This window comes from Exiguobacterium sp. s166, from assembly GCF_018618855.1.
Lineage (GTDB): Bacteria > Bacillota > Bacilli > Exiguobacteriales > Exiguobacteriaceae > Exiguobacterium_A.
Window position 1 is genome coordinate 72,018 of the sequence record NZ_JACSMU010000004.1, and the last position, 16,425, is coordinate 88,442.

Below are 16,425 nucleotides of genomic sequence, written 5' to 3' on the forward strand. Positions count from 1 at the left end.
AGGCTTCTTGACAGGATTATAGTTGTATTATACAATCATAAATGTTATTTAATTGTATCGTAAAACTTGTTGTTATGAACTTATTTTAATTACAGCGTCTGATGAAGGAGAATTCTGATGAAAGCTTATCAATCGATGAAAGAAACCGTCATTACGGTCAATGAACAGGATACGATCCGGACGGTAGTAGAACGTTTTATCACATCCGGTATCAGTGGGGTTCCGGTCGTCAACGGAGAGCAGGAAGTCGTCGGCTACATCAGCGACGGCGATATCATGCGGGCCATCGGCAAACATAAAGACATCATTGTCGATACGTTTTTATATGTCGATGTCATCAAAGGCGATGATGAAAACTATGAAGAGCGCGTCCGTCACATCCTGACGCGTCCTGTCATGGACATGGCGCGCCGAAAAGTCGTGACAGCGACGACAGAAACCGAGATGGAAGAAATTGCAGCGACACTCGGTTCAAAACGAATTAAAAAATTACCGATTCTAAAAGACGGCAAGCTCGTCGGAATCATCAGTCGCGGTGACGTCATCCGTCATTCGTTTAAACAGTTTATTTAAGAAAGAAGGATTTATATGGCTCTTGCGGAAAAAACAACGACACTTGCGCCTGAAACAGTTCTATCGGAAAGCAAACACGGTTTACTGCATCAACCGATTGCTGTTTGGGCGGTATTCTTTGCCAGTATCACGGCATTCATGGGAATGGGGCTCGTCAATCCGGTCCTACCGACGATTGCCGAAAACCTCGAAGCATCAAAAAGTGAAGTTACGCTACTATTTACAAGTTATAACGCCGTCATGGCATTTGCGATGCTGATTACCGGCGCGATTTCTTCACGGATTGGTCAAAAGGGGACATTGATGCTCGGGATTGCGGTTATCGCAACTGTTGCCGGTTTTGCGTCACAGGCCGACAGTATTTGGACACTTGTCGCGTTACGCGGCGGTTGGGGACTCGGAAATGCACTGTTCGTCGCGACAGCACTCGCAGCGATTGTTTCCCTTTCATCCGGTGGAACAGCGAAAGCGATCATCTTATATGAAGCGGCAGTCGGTCTCGGGATTTCAATCGGTCCACTGCTCGGTGGAACACTCGGTTCGATCACATGGCGCGCGCCTTTCATGGGTGTTGCGACGATCATGGTCATCGCGTTCCTCGTGTTGTTATTCCTGATGCCGAAACCGGTCGCAACAGCGACACCAGCGAAAAAGATTTCATTGATTGCACCGTTCCAGGCCATGAAACACCGGTCTTTACTGACACTTGGAATCGTTGCAGCCTTGTATAACGTCGGCTTCTTTACGATCATGGCCTATGCACCGTTCGTCATGAAATTACCGGCAAAAGGGCTCGGCTTCGTCTTTCTCGGTTGGGGGATGTTGCTTGCTCTGACATCCGTGTTAACAGCACCAAAATTAAAACAATGGCTCGGAACAATCAAAGCAATGGTACTGATGCTGCTCTTGTTCGCCGTCTTGTTGTTATTAATGGGGATCTTTATCGAAACACCAGCTGTCGTCATCGTCTGTGTTATTCTTGCCGGGGCAGTGCTCGGGAATAACAATACTTTGATTACGACGGCAGTGATGGATGCAGCACCGGTCGAACGTTCGACGGCATCCGCTGCATACAGTTTCTTACGTTTTCTCGGGGCAGCCATCGCGCCATTCATGGCCGGTAAATTGGCTGAAATCTATAACGCCAACCTGCCGTTTTATGTAGGTAGCGCGTTCGTCTTACTGTCTGTCGTCATCATCGGGGTCAATCTCAAACACATTCGTCATATCGACACAGCAGATAGTGGACATTGATTTAAACAGCAAACGTCCCTTCTTTCGCCAAATCAGCGGAAGAAGGGACGTTTTTTTAGTAGTCTCAGGGTTTTGGATACGTCGTTTCCAAAAAAGCGACGGAATGGACAATCAGTTCCCTTAAGACAAGCAGGTCGACATCTGCTAGTTTATTGATATAGACACAGCTTTTTCCGCTCTTATGTTTGCCGAGACGCACCAGGAACTGCTCGCGCTCCGGACCTGTTGCGAAATAGAGGCTGATGTTCGCTTTGCGGGGCGAGAATCCGACAAGAAATGAATCGCCTTCATGTCCGGAAGAATATCGATAATGATAGTGACCAAATCCGATCATCGTGTCCCCCCACATAACGGCAGGATACCCGGTCATCTCTTCAAAAATCTGTCGTAATTGCTCGCAGTCCGTCCGTTTTGACAATGGCGTAATCGTACTCAAAAAGGTATCGACACTCTGAGTGGTCGGTAACGTTTTTTGTGAATCACTCATTCGGAAGTCTCCCTTCGCAGGATGGCAACACTCATTTTCAATTCGATAGTAAACGATTCCCTGTCTGACAGGCATTCATTCAAAAAGAGGTGATTCTGTTGAAACATACAATCTCGTTTGCAGGATATGACGAAACGTTGGCGTGGCACATCATGGAAGTCGATCCGGCACACGCTGCGCTACTCATTCATGTCTGGTATCAAGCGGAAAAAGTACATCAGATGACGGTAAGCTTTTCGGAGTATGACCGGTTTGCGCATGAATTTCTTAAGGTACATGAACAGTTTCCGGGAAGTATCTCGTTCGAAAAAGGAGACTTTACATTGGAGCTGACGTACGACCGGCTGGGGCACGTCCGGATTAAATGGAGTCTTGCCGGTGAAGCGACACACGTTCTGGCGTCCGATCAAAGTTATATCGGACAGGCCCTGGCTTCAATCGGCGTTTATATGTAGAAATCCTCCATCTGTCTGGGAACAGATGGAGGATTTTTCAGGTAGAGGAGTGCAGCGCAAGACGCGTACACAACTCAATCGTTTCCGCATACTCTGACAGCGGGATTGACTCATCGATTTGATGTGCCAGCCGGAAATCGTGGAACGAAGCGACCGCAATCGGAAAGCTTCGGGCCGCCTGACTGAACATCGCACCGTCTGTTCCGCCCGGAATCGCGACGCGTGTTGTCGGCTGTTGCCGGATGGATTCCATCGTATCTGCGACAATCTGTAAGAACGGATCGTCACGGTCTGTTTCGCAGGACGGAATATCCTTAATGACTGTCACCTCCATCGAAAAGCTATCGTCCTGTTGAGACAGACGTTGGTTCACTTCTTCCAGTGCCTGTAAGACCTGTTCCCGTCCAAATCCCGGAATCGTTCGGATGTCCATATAAAACGCGGCTTTACTCGGAATGACGTTCGGACCTTCGCCGCCTGTAATCGACGTGATGGAAGCGATGACCGGACCAAGATCCGGGTGACTTTGATCGGTCATCGTAAACCGGCCGGATTTGATTTCACGGATGACACGATACAAATCATCGATGGCGTTTTGACCGAGCTGTGGTGAAGAGCTGTGCGCACTTTTTCCGGTGCAGGATACTTCGACACCGACGACCCCTTTTTGCGAATAACCGAGAAAACCGCTCGTCGGTTCTGTAATCAGCAGCGCGTCTAAATCATCGGCGTCACCACGTTCTGTCAAATGACGGGCGCCGGTCATACCGTTTTCTTCATCGGATGTAATCAACAATTTTAGACGGTTCGGCAAGTCATCACGTTGATTTAATTCGATCATCATACTGACCATCGCCATGACACCGGACTTCATATCGGAGGCACCACGTCCGTAAATCCGTCCGTCCTCGATGACACCGCCGAACGGATCTTTTGTCCATTCACTGATTTTAACCGGTACCGTATCGAGATGACCGGAGAAGCCAATTGTTTTCGGATGAACGGCAGCAGCACCGGCCTCGACCGTGGCGACAAGACAAATCCGTTTCGGAGAGACTTCAATCCAGTCTGTCTGGACACCATGAGAGGTCAGTAATTCATAGACATAGGTTGCGACGTTCTCTTCCCCGTCGTGTGGATTAGTGCTTGGAATTTGTAAACAGCGTTGCAAATAAGTAATCGGTTCTGTAAGCATAATTTCTCCTCCTTTACTGTCTTGTTCCCGTTTTCAGGTAGTTGCGTGAGGTGAACGAATGGCCAGAACATTTAAGCGCACCGAATTTCTTAGGCTCAAACCGTTTGAAAATGAACAAAAAAACACGATTCCTGAATCAGGAATCGTGCTGAACAGAAAATCAAAGCCGTTATTCAGCATCTGTTTTCCATTTGTCGTCGATTAACATTTCGCCCGGCCACGTGTACGCCATGATGCCGCCGTCGGCCGTAATGTCTTCACCGGTGACGTAAGAGCTGTCATCTGACGCAAGGAACAGGGCGACCGTCGCCATCTCACGCGGTTTGCCGAGACGGCCGAGTGGAGTAATCCAGGCGTTGGCATCGCGGAACTGTTTACCTTGTTGTTCTTCTTTTCCACCGACGAGTGTATCGATGAGCGGTGTTTCAATCGTCCCTGGGGAAAGCGAGTTGACGCGGATGCCATCGCGGGCATAATCAATTGCCATCGCCCGTGTGAAGTTGGCAATGCCGCCTTTTGCAGCATTGTAGCCGGAACGGTTCAAGTCGGCTGCACGCCCCGACATCGATGATGTATTGATGATGGATCCGCCGTTCTTCAGCATCAATGGAATGACGAATTTACTCGTTAAGAACGTTCCGCGTAAATCGACGGCGATGATTTGATCAAACAGTTCGATCGGGTATTCATGCACCTTTCCTCCCTGTTGATCAATTCCAGCATTGTTAAACAAGACGTCGACCGTTCCGTATGTAGACTCTAGATGGTCGGCGAGTTGTTTGACGCTGTCGACTTGTGAGACATCGACATGAACGGCTTCTGCCTTCCCGCCGGCTTCCTTGATTTTCTCTACCGTTGCTTGTGCTTTTTCAAGCTCGACGTCCGCGCAGACGACTGTCGCTCCCTGCTCGGCAAAGACAAGTGCCGTTGCCTGCCCGATTCCTGTCGCTGAGCCGGTAATGACGGCCACTTTGTTTTCAAGTCGTTTCATCAAAAATCTCCTCCTAAAAAATAATATCCGATGGTGTAGCTTACCTTACGAATCATTCCCTGCATCAATCGGGCTAAACCCATCGAACTGTCTAACGTTTTTAAGGAACGGGAATAACTCAAACAGGAAAGCGCAACACGAAAGGAATGAGAACGCTGACATCAGAACAACGGAAATCAGCAAAAAAACTCTTAACCGAAGCCGTTCAGCATCAAATCGAGTTAACGAATGGACCGATGAAAGAGGAATTGATAGAAAGAACGACACCTGTCTTATGGTTCGGTGATGCCGCAAAAAAGAGTTGGCTGACAGTGGCGACGAATCCGTCAGCCGGACAGTTTTTAAAAAAGGATGGAACGCTGCGGTTTGACTCGACCGGACCGTTCTTTTTACTGAATCCGGGCATGTCGTTGGAGGCATATCTGACAGACATCCACTTGGAACAAAGCATCCGTAAATTCAATGACTATTTTCAACAAAAGGATGTCTATAAAACATGGTTCGGAAAAGAACAGGGCGGGAAGCTGGAAGGGTTCTTAAACGGACTGGGTGCATCCTTGTATGATGGTTCTCTGCAGTCTGTCATTCACACGGACTTCTTTCCACTTCCGACGAAACGGTATATGGGAAAGATTTCGATGCGGCACGAACTGGAAGAAACCGTTTTTGGACAAACCTTTTTTTTGAAACTGGTGCCATTGTTTTCATTACACGGGATTATCTTGCTTGGACGGGAGCACACGGACCGTTTTCGGAAGCTTGATCCGAGTGTTGTGTGGCAAGAACCCGTTCCACTAACCGATTATCCGGATGCTGTCGTCGAATTTGGTTATTCGGCTGAACTGAATCTGCCGATTATCGGACTTCATTTTAAACCGAGCGAACAGTTCCTTGGTCTCGGCAGCCGCGTCGATGAAAATGGGCGAAGTCATGGGACATACGGCTCGGCGAATGGACTGCGGGAAATCGGAGAGCATGTCCGGAAAAAACTCGCTGAATTCTACCCAGTAGAGGATTGACAGTCGTTTTCATATCCGTAATAATGGAAATGAATTAGCACTCTATTGTATAGAGTGCTAAAAGTAAAAGGGGGTATCGAAAATGGAAACGAAACAATTTAAAGCCGAATCGAAACGATTGCTCGAAATGATGATTCATTCCATCTATACACACAAGGAAATCTTTTTACGTGAGTTGATTTCGAACGCCAGTGACGCCATCGATAAAATTTATTATAAAGCGTTGACGGACGAGACAATCACGTTCGACAAGGAAGCCTACAAAATTACGATTGAACCGAATAAAGAAACACGTCAACTGATTTTGCGCGATACGGGAATCGGGATGACAAAAGAAGAACTTGAAGAAAACCTCGGAACGATCGCGAAAAGCGGATCGCTCGCCTTTAAAGCGGAGAATGAATTAAAGGACGGCCATGACATCATCGGACAGTTCGGTGTTGGTTTCTATTCCGCCTTTATGGTCGCCGATACCGTTACGGTCGTGACGAAACCCTTTGGCAGTGATGTCGCCTACAAGTGGGAGTCACGCGGAGTCGACGGGTATACGATTGAAGAGGTCGAAAAAGAGACGGTCGGAACAGACATCACACTTCATATTAAAGCCAACGAAGAAGAAGAGAACTACGATGAATATTTAGAACCGTACCGCCTCCGGACCATCATCAAGAAATACTCCGACTTCATCCGCTATCCGATTGAGATGGCGGAGACGGAACAGCGTCCGGTCGACGGATCAGACGAAACTGAGTCCGTTCTGGTCATGAAGACGGTCAACAGCATGGTGCCGATTTGGCGAAAAAACAAACGGGAGCTGACGGATGACGATTACCGCAACTTCTATCAGGAAAAACGATACGGATTTGACGCACCGATCAAACACATTCATATCAGTGCTGACGGAGCCGTCCGTTATCAGTCCATTTTGTTCATTCCCGAGCAACCGTCGTTTGATTATTATTCAAAAGAGTTCGAAAAAGGACTCGAACTGTATGCGAACGGTGTCTTAATCATGGAAAAATGCAGCGATCTCTTACCGGATCACTTCAGCTTCGTCAAAGGAATGGTCGATTCGGAAGACTTATCGCTCAACATTTCGCGTGAAATGTTGCAACACGACCGTCAGTTGAAGTTGATTGCGAAGAATATTCAAAGCAAGATCAAGACGCAGCTCGAAGCCTTGTTGCGTGACGACCGCGAAAAATATGAGACGTTTTACCAAGCATTCGGCCGTCAATTAAAGTTCGGTATCTATAACGATTACGGGATGCAAAAGGACACGGTGAAAGACCTTGTTCTGTTCCATTCGGCTAAAGAGAAAAAATTAGTGACGCTTGCAGAGTATGTCGCCGCGATGCCGGAAGATCAAAAGTATATCTATTACGCGTCAGGCGAAAGCACGGACCGGTTGGATAAGTTGCCGCAATCAGAGCTCGTGAAAGATAAAGGCTTCGATATTCTGTACTTTACGGAAGAAATCGATGAGTTTGCCATTCAAATGCTTCTTAACTATGAAGGAAAAGAGTTTAAGTCTGTCACGAGCAGCGACCTCGGAATTGAACAGACGGAACAGGCGGAAACGACCGAGACACAAGCCGAGATGTTTAAAGCGATGCAGGAGGTACTGGCAGGACAAGTCAAAGAAGTCAAAGCCTCGACCCGCTTAAAATCACATCCGGTCTGCTTTGCAACGGATGGTGCAGTATCGATCGAGATGGAGAAAATCCTCAAAGCGATGCCGAACAACCAGGACGTCGCCGCCGTCAAAATCCTGGAATTAAATACATCACATGATGTGTTCCGGGCGATTGAATCAGCGTACGTTGAAGACCGTCCGAAATTTGAGCGGTACACGAAGTTGATGTATCAACAAGCATTATTGATGGAGGGACTACCAATCGAAGATCCGGTCGCGTTTGCGAACGAAGTCTGCGCATTAATGGTCTGAAATTAAAAAAAATCGTATAAAGAAAGCCGGACCCGATGAATTCATCAGGTCCGGCTTTTTGGATGGTGTGTTTACTGCATCTTACTCCGAACGTAGCTGCGACGGGACTTCGCCGCGTCGTGACAGGACGTTCAGCATGACGAGGAAAATCACGAAGGCGATCAGGGCACCGATGAAGCCGAATAGGGACGAACCGGTGACACCGAGTACGAGATATCCGACAGCCGACGTCACTGCACCAATCAAGGCATATGGCAACTGGGTCGTGACGTGATCAATATGATGCGAACCGGCACCGGTCGAACTGAGAATCGTCGTATCGGAAATCGGTGAACAATGGTCCCCGAAGACAGATCCGGCAAGAACAGCAGCAAGTGTTGGTAACAACAGACTTGGATCAACCGCCATGATCAAATCGGCTCCGATCGGTAACATGATTCCGAACGTCCCCCAACTCGTTCCGGTCGAGAATGCCATGATACTGGCAATCAAGAATAGAAGGAACGGCAGATAAGAAGCGGGAATCGATTTGCTGATGAAACTTGCGAGATAATCCCCGGTCTTCATGTCACCGATGACCGCGATGATCGTCCAGGCAAACAACAGAATAACGACAGCGGGCCACATCGATTTTAGCCCAGCCCAGATACTGATGCGGTAATCACGTGCCGGAATTTTCCGACCGATCATCATCAGGAACGCAACGACTAAACTGATGATGACACCAGAAACAAGTGAGCGCGTCACGTCTGTTGCTTCAAAGGCGCCGATTAACGAAAAAGGCCGATCGTCAGCCGCAAGTGCCTGGGCACCTGTCCAAAGAAGGGCTGTGATGGTCGCAATGACTAACACGACGATTGGAACAACCAAGTCACGGACTTTACCGCCATCGTGTTCCTTGACTTCTTCTGCCATCCCCATTGGTGTCCCTTTGTTGGCGTCAAACAATTCACCTTGTAAGGCCCGCAACTCGTGCGTCCGCATCGGTCCAACGGCAATTCCCGTATAGGCGATGTAGAGTGTCAGTAACAAAGCGAAGATGGCGTAGAAGTTTAACGGCACAATCATCAGGAACGCACTGAACGCCGAGTAATCAGTGATTGAATGGGTCGTCAAGATTCCTGCGATAATCGAGATGATGAAGGCACCCCAGCTCGATAATGGACTGATGACACAGACCGGTGCAGCGGTGGAATCGATGATATACGCCAGTTTGGCGCGCGAGACACCGCGACGATCCGTTAACGGACGACTGACATTTCCGACGGCCAGACTGTTAAAGTAATCATCGATGAAAATCAAAATACCTAATCCGAAAGCGGCAAGCCTTGCACCACGTGCCGTCTTGACATGTGTCGTCGCCCATTCGCCGAAAGCACGGGCACCGCCGGATGTTTGTATCAGTGTAGACAAGACACCGAGTAACAGTAAGAAAACGAGTAATAAGACATTCCATTCATTTAACGCACCGTCTGCCCAAAACAGACTGAAGATGTTTTTTCCGAGATAAACAACGGTATCCACCGGATTGAAGCTGTGAAGCAGTAAGGCACCAATCAAAATGCCGACACCAAGTGAAATGACGACTTTTCGTGTGACAATTGCTAAAACGATGGCAACGATTGCCGGGACAAGCGCAACGATAGAATCTGAATAGTTGACCATTGTTGTGGTTCCTCCTCCTTTTTTAGAAGATGAGACCCGTTGCACAGAAAAAAGCAAGGGCACCGGCAACAAAGCCGACACCCTTGCTGGATGCGTCTTTCTTAGCCGAATTGGAGCACTCCATACAACATGCGTATGGCAATCGAACGGGTCTTTCCCGATTCGACCAGCATGGTCACGTCTGACACGTGACGATACTTCGGCGGCATCACCTTTCTTTGATCGTCTTCGTTGTCATCCTCAGACCAAATACTCATCAACACCGCGCCTCTACCTCATCGATAGAATAGTCATATTCTTTTTATAGGAAAATCTTATCCTATTTCTTTTAAAAAATTAAGGCTGTTTGTTAAGTATCGAAGTAGGAAGTTAACTGCTTCATCAAATAGTCTTTATTTTCTTCAAACTGTCGCTTCCGGTGTCCATTTGCACCAGAAGGATGCGGGAAACCAAATAATACAGTATGTTTTTTAATTCGTCCCTGATGAAGCAATGTCCGGACAGTTGACTCGACGACACGTCCGAACGGGACCAAAATGACAGGGTGGGGTAACTGATTCAATTCCGCTGCGAAGTGCTCATACGCGTAATGTTGCAGCAACGGTGTTCGGTCAATCTTTGGTTGATGTCCCGTATAATTTTTGTCCCGGTAAAAAACAGGATGTCTCAGAATCGAAGTCGTGTGCAACAGATTCTGATTTGCATGAAATAAGGTGGCTGTTGAAGGAATATTCAGCAGACGATTTAATTCGAGTTCATCTAACATTATTGTCAAATTACGCCGCATGGGACCGGCGAAACTGGCACTGTATTTGACGATTTTCGATGCTTCTTCGATTGTTGCACCATGGTGGAAGGCATCAGCCGCTTCTTCATAAGCAATGCGCATTTGTTCAAATCCTGGTGTGATGCCAATGAAGACTATTTTGGCAGAGCGATTGATATATTCTCCGATTGGTGAGTAGTAAACGGATAATTCCTGTTCCTGTTGTAATAGGAAACCGTCTGTGAACAAGTCCTGGCGCGTCAAGGACCGATCAATCGGTAAGGCGCGGATGGCCTGTTCAAAAATCGATAATGAATTCAGCATGATAAGTCCTCTCTCTTTCTGTATTGGACCTATGATAACAAATAATGGTATTACATACAATTTAAACCCATATCAATATAGTGAGGGGTCTCTTAAGAATAAAAAAACCTTGCGACCAAATTGGAGGCAAGGCGGTTCTGACATGAATTATAAAGAAGTTCGTTCTTTGACAGAAGCCACTTCATACGTGATGATTTCACTTCCAAGCATTGGAAATTCTTCTTGTTTGCCGTCTGACGGTGCCGGACGCTTATGTGACTCTTTAAAATCATCACTGTTCCGCCATACTTCAAAATCCTTCATGTCTTCCCAGTACATGTTGACGTTCATTTCATCGTGTTCTTCGAGACCTTGTGTCAGTAAAACTTCGACACGAACAAATCCCTTCATCGAGTCAAGACCACTCGGACGGGTAAAGCGTGGTGCGAGTGCTGCTGCCATTCCTTTTTTGACTTTAATCCGATTCGTAACAACGATCATTGGATAAGTCCCCCTTATAGAATGAAATGCTTACATCCATAGTATAGTACGATGAAACCAACAATGCTTGAAAGAAGGAATCAAATATGAATGAAAAAGAGTACGAAGAACGGCTACGCATCGAGACGATTGATATTCAGCATCTTTATAATGCATTCAGCCATTATAACCGGTACGAACCGACGCCTTATGCAGCGCTGGAGGAATTATGTGCCGTCTATCCCTTCGATTATACGGATACGGTCATTGATTTCGGCTGCGGAAAAGGACGGTTGAACTTTTATCTGCATGATCGGTTTGATTGTTCCGTCATCGGTGTTGAGATGAATGGACAATTTTATGAAGATGCCCTTATGAATCAAGCAACTTACATGAAAAAGATGAAGCGACGTCAAGGCAGCATCCGTTTTGAACATACGTATGCGGAAGCTTATCCGATTCCGGATGATGTCACGAAATGTTACTTTTTTAATCCGTTTTCCGTCCAAATTTTCATGAAGGTTGTCGATCAAATCTTAGCATCCGTTGAACGGCGTCCGCGTCCGCTCGATTTGATTTTGTATTACCCGGCAGACGAATACCGGTATTATTTAGAGCATCAGACGATTTTCGAACAGGTGGAAGAAGTCTGTCTGAAAGAACTTTTCCAAAAAAATCACGACGAACGATTCGTGATTTATCGGGTGGATTTGTCCCAAGAAGTACCAAAACGGGTATAAGGTACTAACGGCAATCACCAGAAAAGTGAGGCGATTCGGATGATTCATTTGCAACACGTGACGAAAGAATTTGCGCCGAAACGAGGTTTATTTGATGTCAGTTTTACGGTCGAACCGGGTATGGTGTTCGGCTTTATCGGACCGAACGGAGCCGGGAAATCAACGGCAATCCGGCAATTGATGGGGCTGATTCAAGCAGACTCCGGTCATGCGACCATCGGTGGATATGACTGTTGGAACCAATCACAGGAGGTAAAACGAATTGTCGGTTATTTACCGGGTGAGATTAATTTACCGGGTGATTTTACGGGTGAACAGGTCCTGCATTTGATGCAGCAACTCCATCAAAGCAAACCGGAACGTCAATCGGCGTTGCTGGAACAGTTTCCCTTCGAAACGAAAACGAAAATCCGGAAGATGTCGAAAGGGATGAAACAAAAGTTGGCATTAGTCGGCTGCTTCATGAAGGATGCCCCGGTCTATCTGCTTGACGAACCGACCGGTGGACTTGATCCCTTGATGCAGGAACGTTTTTTAAGCTTGATTGACAACGAACGGCAACGCGGGAAAGCCATTTTGATGAGTTCACATCATTTTCCGGAGATGGAAAAATCGTGTGACCGGGCCGCATTGATTAAAGAAGGACGAATCATCATCAAGTCGGATATCCATGAGCTGGTCCGTTCGAGCCGAAAACAGTACACGATTGAATTTGGTCTCGAAGCACATGCTGAACGGTTTGCACTTCAAATTGGAAGTCAACGCGTTCAAAATCATGTTTCCTTTTTCACAAGCAACGAACGGACGTTGAATCAAATCATCCGTCTTTTAACCGAATATGATGTCCGGGCGATTCAAACTTCGGCAGATGACTTAGAGCATGTCTTCTTACATTATTATAGTGAGCAGGAATCACCATGATGACGATCATTTGGTCGTTACTCAAGCATAACGGGAAGCCGATCACGGCCTATGCAGTCGGGACGAGTCTGTATTTATTGATGCTTGCCGCACTCTATCCGTCGATGATGAAGACGGGGTTGCTGGAAGCGAAGCTCCAGGCACTGCCACCGGAAGTTTTAAAAGCTTTCCAATACGATAAAGTGACCGGTTTTGATAACGTTCTCGACTTACTCGGCGGAAATTATTACGGACTGATTTTTCAAATCATCGCGTCTTTATTTTTATTGTCACTTGCTGCGCGCTTACTGGCACGGCCAATTGATAACGGTGAACTGATTTTATACTTGGCTGCTCCGATTACGCGTCATCAATATACGGCATCGGCAATGATTGTGATGCTTCTCGCCAGTACATGCCTGGTGTTATGCAATACGTTTGTTTTAGTAATGGCTGACTGGTTTGTTTCCGGGGTTTCGATTGACGGTATGACACTCGTCCGCTTTCAAGTGAATGCACTCTTCCTACTGTATGCCATCGGTGGGTTCACGTTGTGTATCGCCACCTTATTTGATGACGAACGGCGTGCCTTTTCGATCGCTGGCAGTGTCCTTGTGCTGTCGATTGTCCTGACGATTGGAGCCGGTCTCAGTGAAAAAACGGAATGGATGCGTTACGGCTCGATTTTCAGTCTGTTTAACACCCAGCAATTATTAGAAGGAACCAATCACTTCTTTTGGCATCTCCTGATATTAGCGAGTATCAGTATGTTGTTCCATATCGGTGCCTTTATAAGTTTTCGGAAACGAAGTTTGTCGATTTGACACAACTGGACCGGAATATAAGCCAAAGCGGACGTGGAAATTTACAGAAAGTGAACATTTAGGATTTGAACGTTGCGTAAGCGGCTGATTTTTACTAAGATAAAGGAATGTTATAGTTCTGGAAAAAGAAATGAGGTCTCTCTAATGAATAAACCGTCCATTTATGGATTAACACTTGAGCAGATGACTGAATGGTTGTCGCATCAAGGTCACAAACCGTTCCGAGCAAAACAAGTTTGGGATTGGTTGTATCGTAAACGTGTCACTACTTTCGCAGAAATGACGAATGTCAACAAGGATTGCCTTGAGTTGTTAGATCAGAGTTTTGCGATTAATTCGATGACAGAAGCCGTGAAACAGGAATCGGCAGATGGAACAATCAAGTTCCTCTTCAAATTATATGACGGCAGCTTGATCGAAACGGTCTTGATGCGTCATAAGTACGGTCTGTCTGTCTGTGTCACGACACAAGTCGGCTGTAACATCGGCTGTAGCTTCTGCGCAAGTGGCTTGATTAAGAAGAGCCGTGATCTCTCTGCTGGAGAAATCGTCGAGCAAATCATGAACGTTCAGCATCACCTCGATGCTGTCGGTAAAGAAGAGCGTGTCAGCCACGTCGTCGTCATGGGTATCGGTGAGCCGTTTGATAACTTCGACAACATGGTCGATTTCTTGAACGTCATCAAGGATCACAACGGTCTTGCGATCGGTGCGCGTCACATTACGGTTTCGACAAGTGGACTCGCAGATAAAATCTACAAATTCGCAGATTTAAAACTTCAAGTCAACCTGGCGATTTCATTACATGCGCCAAACAACGAACTCCGGACACAAATCATGAAAATCAACCGTGCGATTCCGCTCGAGAAATTGATGCCTGCCATCGATTACTACGTCAAGACGACGAACCGGAAAATCACGATTGAGTACATCCTTTTACGTGGTGTCAACGACCAGAAAGCCCAAGCAATCGAGCTTGCGAAATTGTTCGAAGACAAACGTCATTTGACGTATGTCAACTTGATTCCGTATAACCCGGTTGATGAGCACGGTCAATATCAACGCAGTACGTCAGAAGATATTTCAACGTTCTACGACACGTTGAAAAAGAACGGTCTCAACTGTGGTGTCCGTCTTGAACACGGTACGGATATCGATGCCGCATGTGGTCAGCTCCGCAGTAAACAAATCAAAAAAGATACAGTCGCAGCAAAATAAGCAAGTGGAGCTTCCTGTCACTCTGACGGGAAGCTCTTTTGACGTTCTGTTGAAAGTAGCGCATAATGAGAGGTCACGTCTGATTCATTCATCGAACCAACACATAAACTATAAAAATAAATGAGGTATTCTTATGTCTAAAAAACCATTCACTGATTTTCAGCTCAGTACACCGATTCTAGAAGCGATCGAACAGCTCGGCTACCATACACCGACCGATGTCCAACAAGCAGTTATTCCGGTCGCTTTGTCGGAAAAAGATATCATCGTCAAATCACGGACCGGCAGCGGGAAGACGGCATCGTTCGGGATTCCGCTCTGTGAGCTCGTCGAGTGGGAAGAAAACAAACCACAGGCGTTGATCTTGACACCGACGCGCGAACTGGCCCTGCAAGTCACGGAAGATGTCATGAACATCGGTCGTTATAAACGGATCAAAGCAACAGCCGTTTTCGGCAAACAGCCATTCCGGGGTCAAGTTGCAGAACTCAAGCAAAAAACACACATCGTCGTCGGAACGCCGGGACGTGTGCTCGATCACTTGGAGCGGGGCACGTTGTCGCTTGAAAAAGTGAAATATCTGGTGCTTGACGAGGCAGACGAGATGCTCAACATGGGCTTCCTCGATCAGGTCGATACGATTTTAAAACAATTGCCGAAACAGCGGACGACGATGCTGTTTTCGGCGACGTTCCCACAGGACATCCATCAGTTGAGTGACCGGTACATGAAGTCACCGAAGGAAGTCGAAATCCTGACGAAGGCAACGGAAATCGCAGAAATCGAACATAGTTATATTACGGTAACTGATAAGACAAAGTTTGCGGTCCTCAAAGATGTCACGGTCGTCGAAAATCCGGACCGGTGCATGATTTTCTGCCGGACGAAAGAACACGTCGATTTCGTCGCCCAAGGGTTGGCATCGATGGATTATCCGGTTGAAAAAATTCATGGCGGAATGGAACAGGATGAGCGTCTCGCCGTCATGAAAGCATTCCGGGCAGGTGAGTTCCGTTACCTCGTCGCGACAGACGTCGCAGCACGCGGGATCGATATTGAAAACATCACACACGTCATCCAGTACGACATGCCGGTCGAAAAAGAAAGTTATGTGCACCGGACAGGCCGGACGGGACGGGCAGGAGCACTCGGAAAAGCAATCAGTTTAGTGACCGAGTCCGATATGCGTCGTCTGCGTGAAGTCGAACAGTACCGCGGTGAGACCATTGAAAGACGCCAAGCACCGACTGAAAAGGAACTGATTCGGACAGCGGATGCGTTTGAAGAGAAAATAACGACAGCTGACGTCCGGGCTTCGAAAACGGAACAGCTTAATGCCGACATCATGAAATTGTATTTTAACGGCGGGAAGAAAAAGAAACTGCGTGCCGTTGATTTCGTCGGAACGATTGCGAAAATCGAAGGCATGACCGCGCAAGATATCGGAATCATCACGATTCAGGATACCGTCACGTACGTGGAAATCCTGAACGGAAAAGGTCCGCTTGTCTTACGGGCGATGAAGACAACAAAAGTCAAAGGCAAACAGTTGAAAGTATACGAAGCGTTCAAAAAATAAATGGCAGCAGCCGTCTAAAGAGATATCA

16 protein-coding genes and 1 riboswitch are annotated in these 16,425 nt (G+C 47.0%); of the genes, 10 read left to right on the forward strand and 6 right to left on the reverse strand.

The genetic code is table 11. The features are described from left to right. Positions 1–117: 117 nt before the first annotated feature. Both KNP93_RS10525 and KNP93_RS10530 read left to right on the forward strand, forming a co-directional pair. On the forward strand, positions 118–573 hold the full coding sequence (locus KNP93_RS10525; protein WP_131503587.1) for a CBS domain-containing protein: 456 nt from the start codon (positions 118–120) through the stop codon (positions 571–573). A 15-nt stretch (positions 574–588) separates the two neighbouring features. Further along, positions 589–1,827, forward strand: coding sequence for an MFS transporter (locus tag KNP93_RS10530; RefSeq protein WP_214855203.1), 1,239 nt, complete (start codon positions 589–591; stop codon positions 1,825–1,827). Positions 1,828–1,891: 64 nt separating this feature from the next. On the opposite strand, the gene KNP93_RS10535 is transcribed toward KNP93_RS10530, so the two are convergent. Next, the gene (locus KNP93_RS10535; protein WP_214855206.1) at positions 1,892–2,314 is read right to left on the reverse strand and encodes a DUF1801 domain-containing protein; all 423 of its coding nucleotides are present in this window, start codon (positions 2,312–2,314) and stop codon (positions 1,892–1,894) included. Positions 2,315–2,403: 89 nt separating this feature from the next. On the opposite strand from KNP93_RS10535, the gene KNP93_RS10540 reads away from it, so the two are divergent. Further along, entirely contained in the window at positions 2,404–2,769 is a 366-nt protein-coding gene (locus tag KNP93_RS10540; RefSeq protein ID WP_371819912.1) for a hypothetical protein, read from the forward strand. A gap of 37 nt (positions 2,770–2,806) precedes the next feature. On the opposite strand, the gene KNP93_RS10545 is transcribed toward KNP93_RS10540, so the two are convergent. Continuing rightward, positions 2,807–3,964 carry an ArgE/DapE family deacylase gene (locus tag KNP93_RS10545; RefSeq protein ID WP_188004930.1) on the reverse strand — a complete coding sequence of 386 codons (1,158 nt, stop codon included), beginning with the start codon at positions 3,962–3,964 and terminating at the stop codon, positions 2,807–2,809. 169 nt (positions 3,965–4,133) lie between these two features. Next, the gene (locus tag KNP93_RS10550) at positions 4,134–4,955 is read right to left on the reverse strand and encodes an SDR family oxidoreductase (protein WP_188004929.1); all 822 of its coding nucleotides are present in this window, start codon (positions 4,953–4,955) and stop codon (positions 4,134–4,136) included. 146 nt (positions 4,956–5,101) lie between these two features. Between KNP93_RS10550 and KNP93_RS10555 the strand changes: the two genes are divergently transcribed. Together KNP93_RS10555 and htpG are read left to right on the forward strand one after the other, a co-directional pair. Next, positions 5,102–5,974 (forward strand): hypothetical protein, encoded by an 873-nt coding sequence (locus KNP93_RS10555; RefSeq protein ID WP_214855208.1) that lies wholly within the window; start codon positions 5,102–5,104, stop codon positions 5,972–5,974. A gap of 82 nt (positions 5,975–6,056) precedes the next feature. Further along, positions 6,057–7,922: a molecular chaperone HtpG gene (htpG, locus tag KNP93_RS10560; RefSeq protein ID WP_214855211.1), complete on the forward strand. Its 1,866-nt coding sequence runs from the start codon at positions 6,057–6,059 to the stop codon at positions 7,920–7,922. An 81-nt stretch (positions 7,923–8,003) separates the two neighbouring features. Here the strand turns inward: htpG and KNP93_RS10565 are convergent, their stop codons facing one another. The 3 genes from KNP93_RS10565 to KNP93_RS10575 form a co-directional block, all read right to left on the reverse strand. Then, positions 8,004–9,587 carry a Na+/H+ antiporter NhaC family protein gene (locus KNP93_RS10565; protein WP_214855214.1) on the reverse strand — a complete coding sequence of 528 codons (1,584 nt, stop codon included), beginning with the start codon at positions 9,585–9,587 and terminating at the stop codon, positions 8,004–8,006. Between the two features lie 105 nt (positions 9,588–9,692). Then, positions 9,693–9,868, reverse strand: a riboswitch (Lysine riboswitch). 68 nt (positions 9,869–9,936) lie between these two features. Continuing rightward, complete coding sequence (locus tag KNP93_RS10570) at positions 9,937–10,677, reverse strand: uracil-DNA glycosylase family protein (protein ID WP_214855216.1); 741 nt, start codon at positions 10,675–10,677, stop codon at positions 9,937–9,939. A 147-nt stretch (positions 10,678–10,824) separates the two neighbouring features. Continuing rightward, positions 10,825–11,157, reverse strand: coding sequence for a heme oxygenase (locus tag KNP93_RS10575; RefSeq protein ID WP_214855218.1), 333 nt, complete (start codon positions 11,155–11,157; stop codon positions 10,825–10,827). An 86-nt stretch (positions 11,158–11,243) separates the two neighbouring features. Here KNP93_RS10575 and KNP93_RS10580 point away from each other — a divergent pair, with 86 nt between their 5' ends. The 5 genes from KNP93_RS10580 to KNP93_RS10600 all read left to right on the forward strand — a co-directional run bounded on the left by KNP93_RS10580 (position 11,244) and on the right by KNP93_RS10600 (position 16,397). Continuing rightward, positions 11,244–11,876, forward strand: a complete 633-nt coding sequence (locus KNP93_RS10580) for a methyltransferase (RefSeq protein WP_214855220.1) — start codon at positions 11,244–11,246, stop codon at positions 11,874–11,876. Between the two features lie 39 nt (positions 11,877–11,915). Continuing rightward, positions 11,916–12,797, forward strand: a complete 882-nt coding sequence (locus KNP93_RS10585; protein ID WP_214855222.1) for an ABC transporter ATP-binding protein — start codon at positions 11,916–11,918, stop codon at positions 12,795–12,797. Beyond that, complete coding sequence (locus KNP93_RS10590; protein WP_214855224.1) at positions 12,794–13,600, forward strand: ABC transporter permease subunit; 807 nt, start codon at positions 12,794–12,796, stop codon at positions 13,598–13,600. Before KNP93_RS10585 ends, KNP93_RS10590 begins: the two co-directional genes overlap by 4 nt. Before the next feature lie 144 nt (positions 13,601–13,744). Beyond that, positions 13,745–14,818 (forward strand): dual-specificity RNA methyltransferase RlmN, encoded by a 1,074-nt coding sequence (gene rlmN / locus KNP93_RS10595; protein WP_131503575.1) that lies wholly within the window; start codon positions 13,745–13,747, stop codon positions 14,816–14,818. 133 nt (positions 14,819–14,951) lie between these two features. Further along, a complete protein-coding gene (locus KNP93_RS10600; protein ID WP_131973538.1) occupies positions 14,952–16,397 on the forward strand; it encodes a DEAD/DEAH box helicase in 1,446 nt (481 codons plus the stop codon). Positions 16,398–16,425: the final 28 nt, after the last annotated feature.